We start from the raw sequence: 18,945 nt of genomic DNA on the forward strand, positions 1-18,945 counted from the left end.
CATTCCAATATAGGAGCTGCCGCAGGCTGCGATCTTTTCAAGACAACGAAATTATTCAGGCTTCTGGTAGGTATCAATCACTTCCTGCGCCGCCCGAAACGCATCAATCGCCGCCGGTACGCCGGCATACACCGCGCAATGCAGCAACGCCTCGCGAATCTCATCCACGGTGCAACCATTGTTCAGCGCGCCGCGCACGTGGCCTTTCAACTCCTGCGGGCACTTCAGTGCGGTCAACGCGGCGAGGGTGATCAGGCTGCGGGTTTTCAGCGGCAGACCTCCACGGTTCCACACAGCGCCCCAAGCATGCTCGTTGACGAAGTCCTGCAACGGCTGGGTGAATTCGGTGGCATTGCCCAGCGCGCGGTCGACGAAGGCGTCGCCCATCACTTGGCGACGGACTTCAACGCCGGGTTTCTTGTTCTCGGTCATGGCAATTCCCTCTTATGGTGTTGGCGACGCCAGGCGCGCAGCGACGTGAACAGCAAGAACGCCAACAGCGCCGGCAGGACGAAAAACAGCATCAAGTGTTCAAGCTTGCCCGCCAGCGGCATGCCGGTGGTGAACGACACCACGTGCAGGCCGTAAGCCAGGTACAAACCCAAAAACAGCAGGCCTTCGGCGCGGGTCACCCGGTAGCCGGAATAGAACACCGGCATGCACAGCACGGCGACGCCAAGCATTACGGGCAGGTCGAAATCCAGGGCGTTGGGCGAGACCGACAATGGCGATGGCGCAATCAGCGCCGTCACCCCGAGCACCCCCAGAAGATTGAACAGATTGCTGCCGATCACGTTGCCCACGGCGATTTCTCGTTCACCGCGCAACGCGGCGATCAACGAGGTCGCAAGTTCAGGCAGGGAGGTGCTGACCGCGACGATGGTCAAGCCGATGATTCGCTCTGACAAGCCCAGGTCGGTGGCCACTACCACCGCCGCGCCCAGCAACAAATGCCCCGCATACACCAGCATCCCCAGCCCGGCGACGATCAGCAGCAGGCTGGTGATCCATGGCGCCTCCCCGGCGTGGTCATGGCTCGATACCGGGCGCACGGAATGCCGCGACTGGCGCAGCAACAAGGCCAGATACAGGAGCAATGCCGCCAACAGGATCACACCGTCGGCGCGGGTCAATTCTTCATTCCACGCCAGTACGAACACCAGCAGGCTGGCGCCGATCATCAGCGGAATGTCCAGGCGCACGAATTGCCTTGAAACCCGCAGCGGAATAATCAGCGCCGAGAGCCCGAGGGTGACGAGAATGTTGAAGATGCTGCTGCCGATCACGCTGCCGACGGCGATGTCGGCGTTGTGGGCCAGCGTGGCTTGAAGGCTGACGGCCATTTGCGGCGCGCTGCTGCCGAGGGCGACGATGGTCAGGCCGATGATCAGCGGGCGCACATGCAGGCGGGCGGCCAGGCGCACGGCGGCGCGCACCATCAATTCGGCGCCGGCAATCAGCAGGAACAGCCCGCTGAGCAATTCGATCACGCTGATCAGGGGTAAGTCGGCTAGTCCGAAAATGGCCAGGGCTCCAGGTGTCAGTCGAGGGCTTGCACGCGTACCCGCGCGGTGCCGCTCTTGAGCATGCCCAAGCGTTCGGCGGCTTCATGGGACAGATCGATCAGGCGGCCACGAGTATGCGGCCCGCGGTCGTTGATGCGCACCACGCAGGATTTGTCATTGTTCAGATTGGTGACCTTCACCCGCGTGCCGAACGGCAACTGGCGGTGGGCGGCGGTCATGGAATTCTTGTCGAAACGCTCGCCACTGGCGGTGCGTTTGCCTTGGTGTTTGGCGCCGTAATACGAGGCAACGCCGGTTTTGTCGTAGCCGTGCGGGTCGACGATGTCGTTGCTGGCGCAACCGGCGAGTAAAGAGAGCAGGGCGCAAAGGCTGAGCAGACGCTTCATTGAAGGTTTCCCGAAAACAAATGTGGGAGCCAGCCTGCTGGCGATTGCGGAGTGTCAGACACGGATAGGTTGAATGTCAGACCGCTATCGCCAGCAGGCTGGCTCCCACAAGGAGAGGAGCCAGATTTGAAGGCTGGCTCCATTTGCATCAGCCTTCGAGCTTGCTTTTCAGCAATTCGTTCACTTGTTGCGGGTTGGCCTTGCCTTTGGAGGCTTTCATGGCCTGGCCGACGAAGAAGCCGAACATCTTGCCGCGCTTGGCTTCGTCTGCCGCACGGTATTGTTCGACCTGCTCGGCGTTGGCCGCGAGCATTTCGTCCAGCACCGCCGAGATCGCGCCGGTGTCGGTCACTTGCTTGAGGCCGCGCTTGTCGATGATCTCGTCCGCGCTGCCTTCGCCGTTGGCCATCGCTTCAAACACCACCTTGGCGATTTTGCCGGAGATGGTGTTGTCCTTGATGCGCAACAGCATGCCGCCCAGTTGCTCGGCCGAAACCGGCGACTCTTCGATGTCCAGGCCTTGCTTGTTGAGCAGGCTGCCCAACTCGACCATCACCCAGTTTGCCGCCAGTTTGGCGTCGCCGCCGATGCTTGCGACTTTCTCGAAGTAATCGGCTTGCTCGCGGCTGGTGGCCAGTACGCTGGCGTCGTAGACCGACAGACCGAACTGCTCCTGGAAGCGCTCGCGCTTTTGCGGTGGCAATTCCGGCAGGGTGGCGCGCACGTCGTCGAGGAACGAGTTCTCGATGACCACCGGCAACAGGTCCGGATCGGGGAAGTAACGGTAGTCGTTGGCTTCCTCTTTGCTGCGCATCGGACGGGTTTCGTCCTTGTTCGGATCGTACAGGCGGGTTTGCTGGATCACCTTGCCGCCGTCTTCGATCAGTTCGATCTGACGCTGGATTTCGCTGTTGATCGCCTTCTCGATGAAGCGGAACGAGTTGACGTTCTTGATCTCGCAACGAGTACCGAATTCGACCTGGCCTTTCGGACGAATCGACACGTTGCAGTCGCAACGCAGCGAGCCTTCAGCCATGTTGCCGTCGCAGATGCCCAGGTAACGCACCAGCGCGTGGACCGCTTTGACGTAGGCCACGGCTTCCTTGGCGCTGCGCATGTCCGGCTCGGAAACGATTTCCAGCAACGGCGTGCCGGCACGGTTCAGGTCGATGCCGCTGGCGCCGCTGAACTCTTCGTGCAGGCTCTTGCCGGCATCTTCTTCCAGGTGCGCGCGGGTGATGCCGACGCGTTTGACCGTGCCGTCTTCCAGCGCGATGTCCAGGTGGCCCTTGCCGACGATCGGCAATTCCATCTGGCTGATCTGGTAGCCCTTCGGCAGGTCCGGGTAGAAATAGTTTTTACGGGCGAACACGTTGTGCTGGCCGATCTCGGCGTCAATCGCCAGACCGAACATCACCGCCATGCGCACCGCTTCCTGGTTCAGCACCGGCAGCACGCCGGGCATGCCCAGGTCGATCAGGCTGGCCTGGGTGTTCGGCTCGGAACCGAACGTGGTGGAACTACCGGAAAAGATTTTCGACCGGGTGGTGAGCTGGGTGTGAATCTCCAGCCCGATCACGACTTCCCATTGCATGTGTGTCTCCTCAGAAGCCGGTTGGGGTGCGGGTGTGCCAGTCAGTGTTCAACTGGTACTGGTGCGCAACGTTGAGCAAGCGGCCTTCCTGGAAATACGGGGCGAGCAGTTGCACGCCGACCGGCAGACCATCGACAAAACCGGCAGGCATGGACAAGCCCGGCAGACCCGCGAGGTTGGCGGTGATGGTGTAGACGTCTTCCAGGTACGCAGCGACCGGGTCGCTGTTCTTGGCGCCGAGCTTCCAGGCCGGGTTCGGCGTGGTTGGGCCGAGGATGATGTCGACCTCATTGAAGGCAGCCATGAAGTCGTTCTTGATCAAGCGACGAATCTTCTGCGCCTTGAGGTAATAGGCATCGTAGTAACCGGCGGACAGCGCATAGGCGCCGACCATGATCCGGCGCTGCACTTCCGGGCCGAAACCTTCGCCACGGGAGCGCTTGTACAGGTCTTCGAGATTTTTCGGATCTTCGCAGCGATAGCCGAAGCGCACGCCGTCGAAACGCGACAGGTTCGACGAGGCTTCCGCCGGAGCGATCACGTAGTACGCAGGAATTGCGTGCTGCATGTTCGGCAGGCTGATTTCCTTGATCACGGCGCCGAGCTTTTCCAGCTCCTTGACGCTGTTGTGGATCAGCTCGGCAATGCGCGGGTCGAGACCGGCGCTGAAGTATTCCTTCGGCACGCCGATGCGCAGGCCTTGCAGCGAGCCGTTGAGGCTGGCGCTGTAGTCCGGCACGGGTTCATCGATGCTGGTGGAGTCGTTCGGATCGAAGCCGGCCATACCTTGCAACAATATTGCGCAGTCTTCGGCAGTGCGTGCCAACGGACCGCCCTGATCGAGGCTGGAGGCGTAGGCGATCATGCCCCAGCGCGAAACGCGACCGTACGTCGGTTTCAGGCCGGTAAGGTTGGTGAGCGCCGCTGGCTGACGAATGGAGCCGCCAGTGTCGGTGCCGGTCGCCGCAGGGAGCAGACGAGCAGCAACGGCCGCCGCCGAACCGCCGGACGAACCGCCTGGAACGTAATCGAGGTTCCACGGGTTTTTCACCGCGCCGTAGTAGCTCGACTCGTTGGCCGAACCCATGGCGAATTCGTCCATGTTGGTCTTGCCCAGGGTCACGGCCCCGGCAGCGGCCAGCTTGGCGACGACAGTGGCGTCGTACGGTGCTTTGAAGTTGTCGAGCATCTTCGAGCCGCAGCTGGTGCGGATGCCCTGGGTGCAGAACAGGTCTTTGTGGGCGATCGGCGCGCCGAGCAGGGCGCCGCTCTCACCATTGGCCCGGCGTGCGTCGGCGGCTTTCGCCTGCGTCAGCGCCAGGTCTTCGGTGAGGCTGATGAAACTGTTGAGCTGTGGATCGAGCTGGGCGATGCGCGCCAGCAGGACTTTGGTCAGCTCTTCGGAGGAAAACTTTTTATCGGCGAGTCCGCGGGCGATCTCGGCCAGAGTCAATTGATGCATTGCAGGCTCTTTCCCTTTAGTCGATGACTTTCGGAACCAGGTACAGGCCGTTTTCGACCGCTGGTGCGATGGACTGGTAAGCCTCGCGGTTATTGGTCTCGGTCACGACGTCTGCACGCAGGCGCTGGCTGGCTTCCAGTGGGTGGGCGAGCGGTTCGATACCGTCGGTATTGACCGCCTGCATTTCGTCGACCAGCCCGAGAATGCTGTTGAGGGCCGAAGTGATGTGTGGAAGATCGGCATCATTGAGGCCAAGACAGGCCAGATGAGCGATTTTTTCCACGTCGGAGCGTTCTAGCGCCATTGGGATTCTCCAGTGGAAAACAAAACGGACGGCGTCCGTGTGTTAGATTGTCGGAACACTACCGCACTTCTACGGTCATAAGGCCGCGATTGTGGGGCTTGGTGCACAGAAAAGCGGCCAATTTAACATATTGGCGCCTTGCCCAAAATCCCTGTCGTTGTTAGAGTTTGCCGCACTTTTTTACCCACGCGTTGCCTAGGGTCCCTTTCCCATGTTCAAGAAACTGCGTGGCATGTTTTCCAGCGATCTCTCCATTGACCTGGGCACTGCCAACACCCTTATTTACGTGCGCGAGCGCGGAATCGTCCTGAATGAGCCATCGGTTGTGGCTATTCGGACACACGGTAACCAGAAAAGTGTCGTTGCTGTCGGCACCGAAGCCAAGCGCATGCTCGGTCGTACGCCGGGCAACATTGCTGCCATTCGTCCGATGAAGGACGGCGTGATCGCCGACTTCAGCGTCTGCGAAAAGATGCTGCAGTACTTCATCAACAAGGTTCACGAAAACAGCTTCCTGCAACCTAGCCCTCGCGTGCTGATTTGCGTTCCTTGCAAATCCACCCAGGTCGAACGTCGTGCCATCCGTGAATCGGCCCTTGGTGCCGGTGCCCGTGAAGTGTTCCTGATCGAAGAGCCAATGGCTGCTGCGATCGGTGCCGGCCTGCCGGTGGAAGAAGCTCGCGGTTCGATGGTCGTGGATATCGGTGGTGGTACCACTGAAATCGCATTGATCTCCCTGAACGGTGTGGTTTACGCCGAATCCGTCCGTGTTGGCGGCGACCGTTTCGACGAAGCGATCATCACCTACGTGCGTCGCAACTACGGCAGCCTGATCGGCGAGTCGACTGCAGAGCGCATCAAGCAGGAAATCGGTACTGCCTACCCGGGCGGCGAAGTTCGTGAAGTCGACGTTCGTGGCCGTAACCTGGCCGAAGGCGTTCCACGCGCATTCACCCTGAACTCCAACGAAGTGCTGGAAGCTCTGCAAGAGTCCCTGGCAACCATCGTTCAGGCCGTGAAAAGTGCGCTGGAGCAATCGCCTCCGGAACTGGCTTCCGACATCGCCGAGCGTGGTCTGGTACTGACCGGTGGTGGCGCCTTGCTGCGTGACCTGGACAAATTGCTGGCCCAGGAAACCGGTCTGCCGGTGATCGTTGCCGAAGATCCGCTGACCTGCGTTGCTCGCGGCGGTGGCCGTGCATTGGAAATGATGGATAAACACACCATGGATCTGCTCTCCAGCGAATAAGTCGCCGGATCGCCTCTATGCTGTTGAGCGCGCAGGCGGCACTTTGCAGTGCTGCCTGTTCGCGTTTATCTTCTGTCAGTCTGCATCCAGGCCGGTTTGCTGCCGTATGAATAAAGAGAACATTTGCCTGGGAGGAGCGGCTTATTAAACCGCTTTTCACCAAGGGTCCCTCACTGGGCGTGCGCTTGTTGGTGCTGGTCGTGCTTTCGGTCGCGCTGATGGTGGTCGATGCCCGCTTCACACTGCTCAAGCCAGTGCGTAGCCAAATGTCGCTGGTGTTGATGCAGTCTTACTGGATCACCGACCTGCCGCAGCGGCTATGGCAGGGTGTGGCCAGCCAGTTTGGCAGCCGGACCGAACTCGTCGCCGAAAACGAAAAACTCAAAAGCGAAAACCTGCTGTTGCAGGGACGCATGCAGAAGCTTGCCTCCCTGACCGAGCAGAACGTTCGGCTGCGCGAGTTGCTCAACTCTTCGGCACTGGTCAACGAGAAGGTCGAAGTGGCCGAGTTGATCGGCATGGACCCCAATCCGTTCACCCACCGCATCATCATCAACAAGGGTGAGCGCGACGGTGTGGTTCTGGGTCAGCCGGTGCTCGATGCCCGTGGCCTGATGGGTCAGGTGGTCGAGTTGATGCCGTACACCTCGCGTGTCCTGCTGCTGACCGATTCGACCCACAGCATTCCGGTACAGGTCAATCGTAACGGTCTGCGGGCGATTGCCAGCGGCACCGGTAACCCGGAACGCCTTGAGTTGCGTCACGTGGCGGACACCGCCGACATCAAGGAAGGCGATCTGCTGGTCAGCTCCGGCCTTGGTCAGCGTTTCCCGGCGGGTTACCCGGTGGCCACGGTCAAGGAAGTGATCCACGACTCAGGCCAGCCATTCGCCATTGTCCGCGCCGTGCCGACTGCAGCACTGAACCGCAGCCGCTACCTGCTGCTGGTGTTCAGCGACACCCGTACCCCGGAAGAACGTGCCAACGACGCCGCGCAGGCCCAGGAATCTCTGGACGCGCAGGGCGGTGGGCCGATCATCCCGGCGACCGTGCCGAAACCGGCAATAGTCCCGTCAATCGTTCCGGCAGCCGTTGCGGCACCGGCGGCCACTCCCGCAGCCCCGGCGACCGCACCGGCTGCCGCCACGCCGGTCAAGCCTGCGGCCGCGCATCCAGCCGCGACTAAACCGCCTGCGACTGCGCCCGCTGCCGCCGCCAAACCACCGGCGGCTCAACCCGCTGTCGTGAAACCTGCTGCCAAACCGCCAGTCTCCGCACCGGCTACCACTGGGGGACGAGAATAATGGTCGGTGTCAAAGCCTCCCGGAACGGCTGGATGATCTGGCTGACGTTCGCCATCGGCATGCTGCTCAGCGTGTCGCCGTTGCCGCAATTCATGGAAATCCTTCGCCCGCTGTGGCTGGCCTTGCTGCTGGCATTCTGGGCGCTGGCCCTGCCGCAGAAAGTCGGGATGGTCACCGCATGGTGCCTGGGTCTGGCTGAAGACGTGTTGTACGGCACGTTGCTGGGCCAGAACGCATTGATCCTGACGCTCATCACCTATCTGGTGCTGGCGCTGCAACAACGTCTGCGAATGTTCCCGATGTGGCAGCAGAGTCTGGTGATCCTGGTGATCTTCGGCCTCGCGCAGCTTGTTCAGCTTTGGCTCAGTGCCTTGACCGGCAATCGTCAGCCAACGCTGGCGCTGGTTTTGCCGGCACTGGTCAGTGCATTGCTCTGGCCTTGGGTCAGCTTCGGTTTGCGCGGGTTGCGTCGACGCTACAAAATCAACTGATTCGGTCAGGCATTTGCCCATACCACGACAGGGAGATGTCTTGATGAAACAGCTGTTCCTCGCCTCTGGCTCGCCGCGTCGGCGTGAACTGCTCACGCAGATCGGCGTGTCGTTCACCGCCGTCAGCGCGGACATCGATGAAACCCCTTTGACTGAAGAATCGCCCTCGGCCTATGTCGAGCGTCTGGCGCGCGGAAAAGCCGCGGCCGGGCGCGACGCAGTTGTGTCCGATGCGGATTTTTGTGTGCTCGGCGCCGATACCGCCGTGGTCCTCGACGGAAAAATTCTTGGCAAACCGGTTGATGAAGCCGATGCGTGCGCCATGCTGATGATGTTGTCCGGCAACGAGCATCAGGTGCTGACGGCGATTACCGTGCTGGATGGCGAGCGTTGCGAGTCTCGGGTGATCACCAGCCGGGTGCGTTTTCGCCAGATCAGTCGCGATGAAGCGGCAGCCTACTGGGCCAGCGGCGAGCCGCGGGACAAGGCCGGTGGCTATGGCATTCAAGGATTGGGTGCGGTGTTTGTCGCCGGGCTCAATGGAAGTTACTCGGCGGTGGTTGGACTGCCATTGTGCGAAACCGCAGAACTGCTCGGCCATTTCGGCATAACCTGTTGGCAAACCCTTAACGCGCGCTGAGCGTCGTACTGACAAGATGCGGCCATTATCGTGAACATGCCTGAACGAGACCCTGCCATGAGTGAAGAGATTCTGATCAACATCACGCCGATGGAATCACGCGTGGCGGTGGTCGAAAACGGTGTCCTGCAAGAGGTCCACGTCGAGCGTACGCAAAAACGCGGGATCGTCGGCAACATCTATAAAGGCAAAGTCGTGCGGGTACTGCCCGGCATGCAAGCGGCTTTTGTCGACATCGGCCTGGATCGCGCGGCGTTCATTCATGCTTCGGAAATTTCCCTGCGCGAAGGCCCGGCGGTAGAGAGCATCAGTGCGCTGGTGCACGAAGGCCAGAGCCTGGTGGTGCAAGTCACCAAAGACCCGATCGGCTCCAAAGGCGCACGGTTGACGACCCAGTTGTCGATCCCGTCGCGCTATTTGGTGTACATGCCGCGTACCGCACATGTCGGCATTTCGCTGAAGATCGAAGACGAAGCCGAGCGCGAACGCCTCAAGCAAGTGGTCACCGATTGCGTTGCCAAAGAAGGCATCAAGGAAGCGGGCGGATTCATCCTGCGAACGGCTGCCGAAGGTGCCGGGGCCGATGAAATTCTCATGGACATCCGCTATCTGCGTCGCCTCTGGGACCAGATCAGCGAGCAGATCAAAACCATCGGCGCGCCAAGCGTGATCTATGAAGACCTCGGTCTGGCGCTGCGCACCTTGCGTGATCTGGTGAGCCCGAAGATCGAGAAGATTCGCATCGATTCCCGGGAAACCTTCCAGAAAACCACGCAGTTCGTCGCCGAGTTGATGCCTGAGATCGCCGATCGTCTGGAACATTATCCTGGCGAGCGGCCGATTTTCGACCTGTACGGCGTCGAAGATGAAATCCAGAAAGCTTTGGAGCGCAAGGTCCCGCTGAAATCCGGCGGTTATCTGGTGGTCGACCCGGCGGAAGCCATGAGCACCATCGACGTCAACACCGGGGCGTTCGTCGGGCATCGCAATCTCGAAGAAACCATCTTCAAGACCAACCTAGAAGCGGCGACCGCCATTGCTCGCCAACTGCGCCTGCGCAACCTGGGCGGGATCATCATCATCGACTTCATCGACATGGAAGATGAAGAGCACCAGCGCCAGGTGCTGCGCACGCTGGAGAAACAGCTGGAACGCGATCACGCCAAGACCAACATCATTGGCATCACCGAGTTGGGCCTGGTACAGATGACCCGCAAGCGCACCCGCGAAAGTCTCGAACAAGTGCTGTGCGAACCGTGCAATGCCTGCCAGGGACGCGGCAAGCTCAAGACGCCGGAAACCGTTTGCTACGAAATCTTCCGCGAAATCCTCCGCGAGGCTCGCGCCTATCAGGCGGAAGGCTATCGTGTATTGGCGAACCAGAAAGTTGTCGATCGTCTTCTTGATGAAGAGTCGGGGAACGTTGCTGAACTTGAAGGGTTTATCGGACGCACCATTCGCTTCCAGGTGGAAACCATGTATTCCCAGGAACAATACGACGTGGTGCTGCTCTGATTCGCTACGTTTTAACTTTTCCTGAACGGCTGGCCTCAGCTTTTTGCAAAACTTTTGCCATGGGAGCCAACTGACATGGAGCGTCTGACACGCATTTTGGCCGCACTGACCCGTTGGGGTCTGGGCCTGTGCGCGTTGGTTTTGGTGTTGATGGCGTTGTACGTCAGTCTCGGTCGGGAACTGGCGCCGCTGGTGGCCGAATACCGCGTCGAAATCGAAACCCGGGCCACTGAAACCTTGGGCATGCCACTGCAAATCGGCGAGCTCAAAGGCAGCTGGAGCGGCTTCGCGCCTATTTTGTCGGCTCACGATGTGACGGTTGGCGAGGGTGCCAACGCCCTGCATCTGGAACAGGTGCGCGCGGTGCCGGACCTGTGGGCCAGCCTGCTGGCGCGTGAAGTGCGCATCGCCCATCTGGCGTTCAATGGCCTGAAGATCAGTCTCAAGCAAGGCGATGATGGCCAGTGGGCGCTCGAAGGCTTGCCGGTCAAGGACGATCAACCCCTTGATCCGGAACAACTGCTCAATCGCATGCAGATGATCCAGCAGTTGTCGGTGCTCGACAGCCAGGTCACGTTACAGCCGTGGGGTGAATCGCCGCTGACCCTGACTTACGTTGGGATGAACCTGAAAGTCGGTTCCGCTCGCCAGCGACTCGATGCCCGTCTGACCCTGCCCGACGGCCAGCCGATGGCCTTGAGCCTGAAGACCCGTGTTCGCGCCAGCCAGTGGAAGGACGGTGAAGCTGAGATTTACCTGAGCCTGCCACAAAGTGACTGGTCGAAATGGCTGCCTGAAAACATCAGCCAACAGTGGAATTTCTCCGAGATCAAGGCCGGTGGCGAGCTATGGGCAACGTGGGGCGAAGGCACCCTGCAAAGCGCAGCGGTGCGTTTGAACGCGCCGCAACTCAAAGGCGCCTACGCCGACCGCAAGCCGGTCAAGATCGACAACCTGGCGCTCAACGGTTACTTCCAGCGCAGCGCCGAAGGCAGTCTGGTGACGCTGGATTCCCTGGCCATGAGCCTCGGCGAGACACGCTGGGAAACCCATCTGCAACTCAAGCAAACCGCAGCCTCCGACAAATCGGAAGAGCTCTGGCATCTGCAAGCCGACCGCCTCGATCTCACTCCACTCACGCCTTTGCTCAATGCCTTGGCACCTTTGCCGGAAGGCTTTGCTACGGTGGTCGAGCGTCTCAAAGTCACGGGTGTACTGCGCAATGTTTTGCTCGACGTGAAACCCAATGCCACCGACGACAGTAAGTTCAGTTTCGCGGCCAACCTCGAGCAGGTCGGCTTCGATGCGTATCACGGCGCTCCGGCGGCGCGAAATGTCACGGGCAGCATCAGCGGTGACATGGGGCACGGCGAACTGCGCATGGACAGCAAGGATTTCATGCTGCACCTGGACCCGATTTTCGCCAAGCCATGGCAGTACATTCAGGCCAACGCGCGCCTGACCTGGAAACTCGACAAAGAAGGTTTCACCCTGATCGCGCCGTACCTGAAAGTGCTGGGCGAAGAGGGCAAGATCGCCGGCGACTTCCTGATCCGCCTGTACTTCGAAGAAAACCGGGAAGACTACATGGACCTGCGGGTCGGCTTGGTGGACGGCGACGGTCGCTATACCGCCAAGTACCTGCCGACCGTCCTCAGCCCGGCGCTAGACGAATGGCTGCGCACGGCGATTCTCAAAGGGGCGGTGGATCAGGGCTTCTTCCAGTATCAGGGCTCGCTCAACCACGGCGCTGCGGATACCGACCGCAGCATCAGCCTGTTCTTCAAGGTCCACGATGCCGAACTGGCGTTCCAGCCGGGCTGGCCGCATGTCAGCAAGGTCACCGGTGACGTGTTCGTCGAAGACAGCGGCGTGCGCATTCTGGCCAGCAAGGGGCAACTGCTCGATACCCAGGTCAGCGATATCTACGTCAATATTCCCCATGTGCCGCAGGGCCAGAACAGTCATCTGTTTCTCGACGGTGCATTTGCCGGCGGGTTGGGCGATGGCCTGAAAATCCTCAAGGAAGCACCGATCGGCACCGCCGAGACCTTTGCCGGTTGGGAAGGCGAGGGCGAGCTGCAAGGCAAGCTGAAGCTGGATATTCCGCTGGCCAAAGGCGAGGAACCGAAAATCCTGGTCGACTTCAAGACCGCCAAGTCTCGTCTGAAACTGCCCGAGCCACCCCTGGAACTGACTCAACTCAAGGGCGATTTCCGCTTCGACAGCACCAAGGGCCTGAGCGGGCAGAACATCACCGCCCGCGCGTTCGACAAACCGGTGACTGCGCAGATTTTTGCCGATGGTCGTGCGGGCAAGCTCAATACGCGGGTCACGGCCTCGGGGCAGGTCGAAGTCAAGAAACTCACCGAGTGGTTGAGCGTGACCCAGCCTTTGCCGGTGAGCGGCGTGATCCCCTATCAACTGCAATTGACCCTGGACGGCGCCGACAGTCAGTTGATGGTCAATTCCAGTCTCAAGGGCGTAACCATTGATTTGCCCGCACCCTTCGGTATGACGGCGGATGCGGGGCGGGATACGACGTTCCGCATGACCCTGCAAGGTGCGGAGCGCCGCTACTGGGTGAACTACGGTGAACTGGCCAATTTCACTTTTGCCGCGCCGACCGGCAATTTTGCCGACGGTCGTGGTGAGTTGTTCCTGGGTAACGGCGATGCCGTGTTGCCGGGCGCCAAAGGGCTGCGGATTCGCGGGGTACTGTCGGAACTGGACGTCGGTCCATGGCAGGACCTGGTGAGCAAATATGCCGGGCAAGACCCCGGCGGTAGCGCCAAACAGTTGCTCAGCAGTGCGGATTTCAAGGTCGGCAAGCTCAGCGCCCTCGGCACCACACTGGATCAGGCCTCGGTGCAGTTGACGCGCAAACCAAGCGCCTGGGCCTTGCAGCTCGACAGTCAGCAGGCCAAGGGCAGCGCCAGCATTCCCGATGCGAAAGCCGCGCCGATGGTGATCAACCTGCAATACGTGCGGTTGCCGGCACCTGACCCACAGGTCCTGGCCGACGAGAACTCACCGGATCCACTGGCCTCGGTAGATCCGACGAAGATTCCGGCGCTGGATATCACCATCAACCAGTTGTTCCAGGGTAACGACCTGGTCGGCGGCTGGTCATTGAAAATTCGTCCGACGGCCAAAGGCATTGCCTTCAATTCGCTGGACATGGGACTGAAGGGCATTCTGTTGCAGGGCAGTGGTGGCTGGGAAGGCGTACCGGGTGCCAGCACCAGCTTTTTCAAGGGCCGGGCCAGCGGCAAGAACCTTGCGGATGTGCTCAAGGGCTGGGGCTTTGCGCCGAGCGTTACCAGCCAGGATTTCCATATGGACGTCGACGGGCGCTGGCCTGGCTCGCCGGCGTGGCTGGCGACAAAACGTTTCTCCGGCACCCTCGATGCGTCGCTCAACGAAGGCCAGTTTGTCGAGGTTGAAGGCAGTGCCCAGGCTCTGCGGGTGTTCGGCCTGCTCAACTTCAACTCCATCGGCCGGCGTTTGCGCCTGGACTTCTCCGACCTGTTCGGCAAGGGCTTGAGTTATGACCGGGTCAAAGGCCTGCTGGTGGCGACCGATGGCGTGTACGTCACCAAGGAGCCGATCCGCCTGACTGGCCCGTCGAGCACCATTGAACTGGACGGTACCCTGAACATGGTGGCCGACCAGATCGATGCGAAACTGCTGGTGACCTTGCCGGTGACCAACAACCTGCCGATTGCCGCACTGATCGTCGGCGCACCGGCCATCGGTGGTGCGCTGTTCCTGATCGACAAGTTGATTGGTGACCGCGTGTCCCGCTTTGCCAGCGTGAAGTACACCGTCAAGGGGCCGTGGAAAGAACCGAAAATCACCTTCGACAAACCTTTTTGAAAACCCATTCTCCAAACCTATGGAGTAGCATGGCCGTATGTGTAGGAGCTGCCGCAGGCTGCGATCTTTTGACGTTAAAGATCAAAAGATCGCAGCCTCGTTTCACTCGACAGCGCCTACAGGTTTGCGTTGATTTCAGATAAGGATTGGCCATGTCTTTTGCGGTGATTCAAATGATCAGCCAGAGCGATGTGCTGGCCAATCTGGCCCAGGCCCGGCGTTTGCTCGAACAGGCAGCGAGTGCCGGGGCGAAGCTTGCCGTACTGCCGGAAAACTTCGCCGCCATGGGCCGTCGCGACGTCGCCGACATCGGGCGCGCCGAAGCCTTGGGCGAAGGCCCGATCCTGCCGTGGTTGAAACAGACCGCACGCGACCTCAAGTTATGGATTGTGGCCGGCACGTTGCCGTTGCCGCCGGTGGACCAACCGACGGCCAAGTCGCATGCCTGCTCGCTGTTGATCAATGATCAGGGCGAAACGGTGGCGCGCTACGACAAGTTGCATCTGTTCGATGTCGATGTCGCGGACAATCGCGGCCGTTATCGCGAATCCGATGACTATGCTTATGGCAGTGGAGTGGTAGTGGCTGATACGCCGGTGGGCCGGGTTGGCCTGACGGTCTGTTATGACCTGCGCTTCCCGGAGCTGTACAGCGAGCTGCGTGCGGCCGGTGCGGAACTGATTACCGCGCCGTCGGCCTTTACCGCCGTGACCGGCGCCGCGCACTGGGATGTGCTGATTCGCGCGCGGGCCATCGAGACGCAATGTTATGTGCTCGCGGCCGCTCAGGGCGGGACGCATCCGGGCCCTCGGGAAACCTGGGGGCATGCGGCAATCGTCGACCCGTGGGGGCGAGTGCTGGCGCAACAGGATCAAGGCGAGGCCGTGCTGCTGGCCGAACGCGATAGCAGCGAACAGGCGTCCATACGGGCGCGGATGCCGGTGTCCAGTCACCGGCGCTTTTTCTCGCAGGGCGCCCAGCGACCTGCATCAGAACGACGAATTTAAGGCGTAAAGCATATGAGCGAGTTGTTGTCCTCAGTCAGTGAACACCTCCTGGCGCCCGGCGGCGTAACGATCGAAAGCTTGCAAGGTGTGCTCGGCGACCTGGCCGGCCCGGGCATCGATGCCGCCGACCTGTATTTCCAGGGGCAGATTTCCGAGTCCTGGGCGCTGGAAGACGGCATCGTCAAGGAAGGCAGCTTCAACCTCGACCAAGGTGTGGGCGTGCGTGCGCAATCGGGTGAGAAAACCGGTTTCGCCTACAGCAACGCGATCACTCTGGAGGCCTTGGGCGCAGCGGCCCGCGCCGCCCGGTCGATCTCCCGCGCCGGGCAGAACGGCACCGTGCAGGCGTTCACCTCGCAAGATGTCGCGCAACTCTACGCGCCGGACAATCCGCTGGAGGTGCTGAGCCGTGCCGAGAAAGTCGATCTGCTCAAGCGCATCGATGCGGCGACCCGTGCGCTTGATCCGCGTATCCAGCAGGTCACCGTGAGCATGGCCGGGGTCTGGGAGCGGATTCTGGTGGCCTCCACCGATGGTGGCCTGGCGGCGGATGTGCGGCCGCTGGTGCGTTTCAATGTCAGTGTGATCGTCGAGCAGAACGGTCGCCGTGAGCGCGGCGGTCATGGCGGTGGCGGCCGCACCGATTACCGTTATTTCCTCGCTGAAGACCGTGCCATGGGTTATGCCCGTGAAGCATTGCGTCAGGCGCTGGTCAATCTTGAAGCGATCCCTGCGCCGGCCGGTACGTTGCCGGTGGTGCTGGGTTCCGGCTGGTCCGGCGTGCTGTTGCACGAAGCGGTCGGCCACGGTCTGGAAGGCGACTTCAACCGTAAGGGCAGTTCGGCTTACAGCGGGCGCATGGGTGAGATGGTTGCCTCCAAGCTGTGCACCATCGTCGATGACGGCACGCTGTCGGGTCGTCGCGGTTCGTTGAGCGTCGACGACGAAGGCACGCCGACCGAGTGCACCACGCTGATCGAAAACGGCGTACTCAAAGGCTACATGCAGGACAAGCTCAACGCGCGCCTGATGGGCGTGGCCCGCACGGGTAACGGTCGTCGCGAATCCTACGCGCACCTGCCGATGCCGCGCATGACCAACACCTACATGCTCGCCGGTGAAAGCGATCCGGAAGAAATCATCGCCTCGGTCAAACGCGGCATCTACTGCGCCAACCTCGGCGGCGGTCAGGTGGATATCACCAGCGGCAAGTTCGTGTTCTCCACCAGCGAGGCGTACCTGATCGAGGACGGCAAGATTACCGCGCCGGTCAAAGGTGCAACGTTGATCGGCAACGGTCCGGAAGCCATGAGCAAAGTGTCGATGGTCGGCAACGATCTGGCGCTGGACAGTGGTGTGGGGACGTGCGGCAAGGATGGGCAGTCGGTGCCGGTGGGTGTCGGCCAGCCAACGCTGAAGATTGATGCGATCACCGTGGGTGGCACGGGTTCGTAAGAAGTGAAGCTTCGGGTGAGTCGCCTGGCGACTCACCCGGTCAGAGATTTAACGCAGACCGCGTTGAGTCTCGTCCAGCTCACGGATGTACTTGAAGATTTTACGGCTGGAAGCAGGAGGCTTGTTTTGCGCAACCTCGTGCTGGGCCTGACGGATCAGGGAGCGTAATTGCTGACGATCGGCCTCCGGGTAGTCGACAACGAACTTCTCCAGGACGCCGTCGTCGCCTGCGATCAAGCGATCGCGCCAGCGTTCCAGGCCATGGAAGCGTTCGTTGTACTGGCGAGTGGAGGCATCAAGTTGATCGAGCAGAACCAGAATCGCGTCAGTGTCCTGATCGCGCATCAGTTTGCCGATGAACTGGAGATGCCGTTTACGCGCGATGTTCGCGGTGTGCTTGGGCGCATCGGCCAGGGCCCGGCGCAAAGCGTCGGTCAACGGCAGTTTGCCAAGCAAGTCAGGCTTGAGCGTTGTAAGGCGCTCGCCGAGGTCAACCAGAGCATGCAGCTCGCGTTTGACCTGGGATTTGCTTTTTTCTCCCGTATCGAGGGAGTCGTCGTAAGAATCAACCATGGTGGCAGTCCGCAAAGAAACGCCGCCATGATAACCAGTCGGGGGCCGCTTGTCCGGCCCGGTCGCACGATGACCGTTACCGAAAGCAGAATTTGAGTGGAGAACAGCATGAGTGCAGTTGAAAGCGTCGGCCCACAAGCATTGCCGGCACTGCAGGAGCAAGTCGAGCAGATCATCGCTGAAGCCAAGCGGCAGGGCGCCAGTGCCTGTGAAGTGGCGGTGTCCCTGGAGCAGGGCCTGTCGACTTCGGTGCGCCAGCGTGAAGTCGAAACCGTCGAATTCAATCGTGATCAGGGTTTCGGCATCACCTTGTATGTCGGCCAGCGCAAAGGCTCGGCCAGCACGTCGGCCAGTGGTCCGGACGCCATTCGTGAAACGGTTGCTGCTGCATTGGCAATCGCCAAGCACACCTCGGAAGACGAGGCCTCGGGCTTGGCGGACGCGGCGCTGATGGCGCGTGACGTGCAGGACTACGACCTGTTCCACCAATGGGACATCACCCCGGAGCAAGCCATCGAACAGGCACTGGCCTGCGAGGCCGCGGCATTTGCCGCCGACAGCCGGATCAAGAACGCCGACGGCACCACCCTCAGCACCCATCAGGGCTGCCGCGTCTACGGCAACAGCCACGGTTTCATCGGCGGCTATGCATCGACCCGACACAGCCTGAGTTGCGTGATGATCGCCGAGGCCGACGGCCAGATGCAGCGCGATTACTGGTACGACGTGAACCGTCGGGGCGATTTGCTGGCGGATCCGGTGAGCATCGGCCAAAAAGCTGCGCAACGGGCGGCCAGCCGTCTTGGTGCGCGTCCAGTACCGACCTGCGAAGTGCCGGTGCTGTTTTCTGCGGAACTGGCCGGTGGCTTGTTCGGCAGTTTCCTGTCGGCGATTTCCGGTGGCAGCCTGTATCGCAAATCGTCGTTCCTCGAAGGCACGCTGGGCCAGAAGCTGTTCCCTGAGTGGCTGACCATCGATGAACGTCCGCACCTGATGCGTGCGATGGGCAGTGCGGGGTTCGATGGCGATGGTTTGGCGACCTATGCCAAACCGTTCGTCGAAAAAGGCGAGCTGGTGTCGTACATCCTCGGCACCTATTCCGGGCGCAAACTTGGCATGCCGAGCACCGCCAATGCCGGCGGCGTGCACAACCTGTTCGTCACCCATGGTGATGAAGACCAGGCAGCGTTACTGCGTCGCATGGGCCGAGGTTTGTTGGTGACCGAATTGATGGGTCAGGGCCTGAACATGGTGACCGGCGATTACTCCCGCGGCGCGGCGGGCTACTGGGTCGAGAACGGTGAAATCCAGTTCGCGGTCCAGGAAGTGACCATCGCCGGCAACATGCGCGACATGTTCAAGCAGATCGTTGCGGTGGGTAATGACCTGGAGTTGCGCAGCAACATTCGCACAGGTTCCGTGTTGATCGAGCGGATGACGGTGGCGGGTAGCTAAACCCCGACCGCTGTACAAAAAGGCGCGCCACCCATCGGGTGGCGCGTTTTTTTTTGAAGGTCAAAAGATCGCAGCTTTTGGCAGCTCCTACGGGAGTTCGGCGGA

Annotated in this window: 16 protein-coding genes; 9 read left to right on the forward strand and 7 right to left on the reverse strand. The window is 60.8% G+C overall.

Translation table 11 applies throughout. From position 1 onward, the window contains the following. Positions 1-51: 51 nt before the first annotated feature. From ACW9JC_RS20185 to gatC, 6 genes are all read right to left on the reverse strand, one after another. Positions 52-432: a carboxymuconolactone decarboxylase family protein gene (locus ACW9JC_RS20185; protein WP_457457110.1), complete on the reverse strand. Its 381-nt coding sequence runs from the start codon at positions 430-432 to the stop codon at positions 52-54. Further along, positions 429-1,490, reverse strand: a complete 1,062-nt coding sequence (locus ACW9JC_RS20190) for a calcium/sodium antiporter (protein ID WP_457457112.1) — start codon at positions 1,488-1,490, stop codon at positions 429-431. Before ACW9JC_RS20190 ends, ACW9JC_RS20185 begins: the two co-directional genes overlap by 4 nt. 50 nt (positions 1,491-1,540) lie before the next feature. Beyond that, positions 1,541-1,912, reverse strand: a complete 372-nt coding sequence (locus ACW9JC_RS20195; RefSeq protein ID WP_457457114.1) for a septal ring lytic transglycosylase RlpA family protein — start codon at positions 1,910-1,912, stop codon at positions 1,541-1,543. A 148-nt stretch (positions 1,913-2,060) separates the two neighbouring features. Then, entirely contained in the window at positions 2,061-3,506 is a 1,446-nt protein-coding gene (gene gatB, locus ACW9JC_RS20200; protein ID WP_457457116.1) for an Asp-tRNA(Asn)/Glu-tRNA(Gln) amidotransferase subunit GatB, read from the reverse strand. Between the two features lie 10 nt (positions 3,507-3,516). Continuing rightward, complete coding sequence (gatA, locus tag ACW9JC_RS20205; RefSeq protein ID WP_448106324.1) at positions 3,517-4,968, reverse strand: Asp-tRNA(Asn)/Glu-tRNA(Gln) amidotransferase subunit GatA; 1,452 nt, start codon at positions 4,966-4,968, stop codon at positions 3,517-3,519. 16 nt (positions 4,969-4,984) lie between these two features. Further along, a complete protein-coding gene (gatC, locus tag ACW9JC_RS20210; protein ID WP_007976465.1) occupies positions 4,985-5,272 on the reverse strand; it encodes an Asp-tRNA(Asn)/Glu-tRNA(Gln) amidotransferase subunit GatC in 288 nt (95 codons plus the stop codon). 211 nt (positions 5,273-5,483) lie between these two features. Between gatC and mreB the strand changes: the two genes are divergently transcribed. From mreB to tldD, 8 genes are all read left to right on the forward strand, one after another. Beyond that, positions 5,484-6,521: a rod shape-determining protein MreB gene (mreB, locus tag ACW9JC_RS20215; RefSeq protein ID WP_002555108.1), complete on the forward strand. Its 1,038-nt coding sequence runs from the start codon at positions 5,484-5,486 to the stop codon at positions 6,519-6,521. A gap of 143 nt (positions 6,522-6,664) precedes the next feature. Beyond that, on the forward strand, positions 6,665-7,825 hold the full coding sequence (mreC, locus tag ACW9JC_RS20220) for a rod shape-determining protein MreC (RefSeq protein ID WP_457457127.1): 1,161 nt from the start codon (positions 6,665-6,667) through the stop codon (positions 7,823-7,825). Further along, entirely contained in the window at positions 7,825-8,316 is a 492-nt protein-coding gene (gene mreD / locus ACW9JC_RS20225; protein ID WP_338584699.1) for a rod shape-determining protein MreD, read from the forward strand. The genes mreC and mreD overlap by 1 nt, the downstream gene beginning before the upstream one ends. A gap of 43 nt (positions 8,317-8,359) precedes the next feature. Continuing rightward, positions 8,360-8,956: a Maf family protein gene (locus ACW9JC_RS20230; protein ID WP_457457118.1), complete on the forward strand. Its 597-nt coding sequence runs from the start codon at positions 8,360-8,362 to the stop codon at positions 8,954-8,956. A 57-nt stretch (positions 8,957-9,013) separates the two neighbouring features. Beyond that, complete coding sequence (gene rng / locus ACW9JC_RS20235; RefSeq protein ID WP_416127858.1) at positions 9,014-10,471, forward strand: ribonuclease G; 1,458 nt, start codon at positions 9,014-9,016, stop codon at positions 10,469-10,471. A 75-nt stretch (positions 10,472-10,546) separates the two neighbouring features. Then, a complete protein-coding gene (locus ACW9JC_RS20240) occupies positions 10,547-14,350 on the forward strand; it encodes a YhdP family protein (protein WP_457457121.1) in 3,804 nt (1,267 codons plus the stop codon). Between the two features lie 152 nt (positions 14,351-14,502). After that, positions 14,503-15,357: a carbon-nitrogen hydrolase family protein gene (locus ACW9JC_RS20245; RefSeq protein WP_338584705.1), complete on the forward strand. Its 855-nt coding sequence runs from the start codon at positions 14,503-14,505 to the stop codon at positions 15,355-15,357. 12 nt (positions 15,358-15,369) lie between these two features. Next, positions 15,370-16,812, forward strand: a complete 1,443-nt coding sequence (gene tldD, locus ACW9JC_RS20250; RefSeq protein ID WP_457457123.1) for a metalloprotease TldD — start codon at positions 15,370-15,372, stop codon at positions 16,810-16,812. 48 nt (positions 16,813-16,860) lie between these two features. Here tldD and yjgA read toward each other — a convergent pair whose 3' ends face one another. After that, positions 16,861-17,385: a ribosome biogenesis factor YjgA gene (gene yjgA / locus ACW9JC_RS20255; RefSeq protein ID WP_338584707.1), complete on the reverse strand. Its 525-nt coding sequence runs from the start codon at positions 17,383-17,385 to the stop codon at positions 16,861-16,863. 108 nt (positions 17,386-17,493) lie between these two features. Here yjgA and pmbA point away from each other — a divergent pair, with 108 nt between their 5' ends. Next, entirely contained in the window at positions 17,494-18,840 is a 1,347-nt protein-coding gene (pmbA, locus tag ACW9JC_RS20260) for a metalloprotease PmbA (RefSeq protein ID WP_457457125.1), read from the forward strand. The last annotated feature ends 105 nt before the right edge of the window (positions 18,841-18,945 follow it).

This window comes from Pseudomonas sp. SDO5591_S426 (assembly GCF_054070755.1).

What these genes read in the sequence shown, in the direction of transcription:
- yjgA (WP_338584707.1), bottom strand. Translation starts at nt 17,385, where the DNA reads ATGGTTGATTCTTACGACGACTCCCTCGATACGGGAGAAAAAAGCAAA.
- tldD (WP_457457123.1), top strand. Translation starts at nt 15,370, where the DNA reads ATGAGCGAGTTGTTGTCCTCAGTCAGTGAACACCTCCTGGCGCCCGGC.
- ACW9JC_RS20240 (WP_457457121.1), top strand. Translation starts at nt 10,547, where the DNA reads ATGGAGCGTCTGACACGCATTTTGGCCGCACTGACCCGTTGGGGTCTG.
- rng (WP_416127858.1), top strand. Translation starts at nt 9,014, where the DNA reads ATGAGTGAAGAGATTCTGATCAACATCACGCCGATGGAATCACGCGTG.
- mreB (WP_002555108.1), top strand. Translation starts at nt 5,484, where the DNA reads ATGTTCAAGAAACTGCGTGGCATGTTTTCCAGCGATCTCTCCATTGAC.
- gatB (WP_457457116.1), bottom strand. Translation starts at nt 3,506, where the DNA reads ATGCAATGGGAAGTCGTGATCGGGCTGGAGATTCACACCCAGCTCACC.
- mreD (WP_338584699.1), top strand. Translation starts at nt 7,825, where the DNA reads ATGGTCGGTGTCAAAGCCTCCCGGAACGGCTGGATGATCTGGCTGACG.
- gatC (WP_007976465.1), bottom strand. Translation starts at nt 5,272, where the DNA reads ATGGCGCTAGAACGCTCCGACGTGGAAAAAATCGCTCATCTGGCCTGT.
- ACW9JC_RS20185 (WP_457457110.1), bottom strand. Translation starts at nt 432, where the DNA reads ATGACCGAGAACAAGAAACCCGGCGTTGAAGTCCGTCGCCAAGTGATG.
- ACW9JC_RS20195 (WP_457457114.1), bottom strand. Translation starts at nt 1,912, where the DNA reads ATGAAGCGTCTGCTCAGCCTTTGCGCCCTGCTCTCTTTACTCGCCGGT.
- ACW9JC_RS20230 (WP_457457118.1), top strand. Translation starts at nt 8,360, where the DNA reads ATGAAACAGCTGTTCCTCGCCTCTGGCTCGCCGCGTCGGCGTGAACTG.
- pmbA (WP_457457125.1), top strand. Translation starts at nt 17,494, where the DNA reads ATGAGTGCAGTTGAAAGCGTCGGCCCACAAGCATTGCCGGCACTGCAG.
- ACW9JC_RS20245 (WP_338584705.1), top strand. Translation starts at nt 14,503, where the DNA reads ATGTCTTTTGCGGTGATTCAAATGATCAGCCAGAGCGATGTGCTGGCC.
- gatA (WP_448106324.1), bottom strand. Translation starts at nt 4,968, where the DNA reads ATGCATCAATTGACTCTGGCCGAGATCGCCCGCGGACTCGCCGATAAA.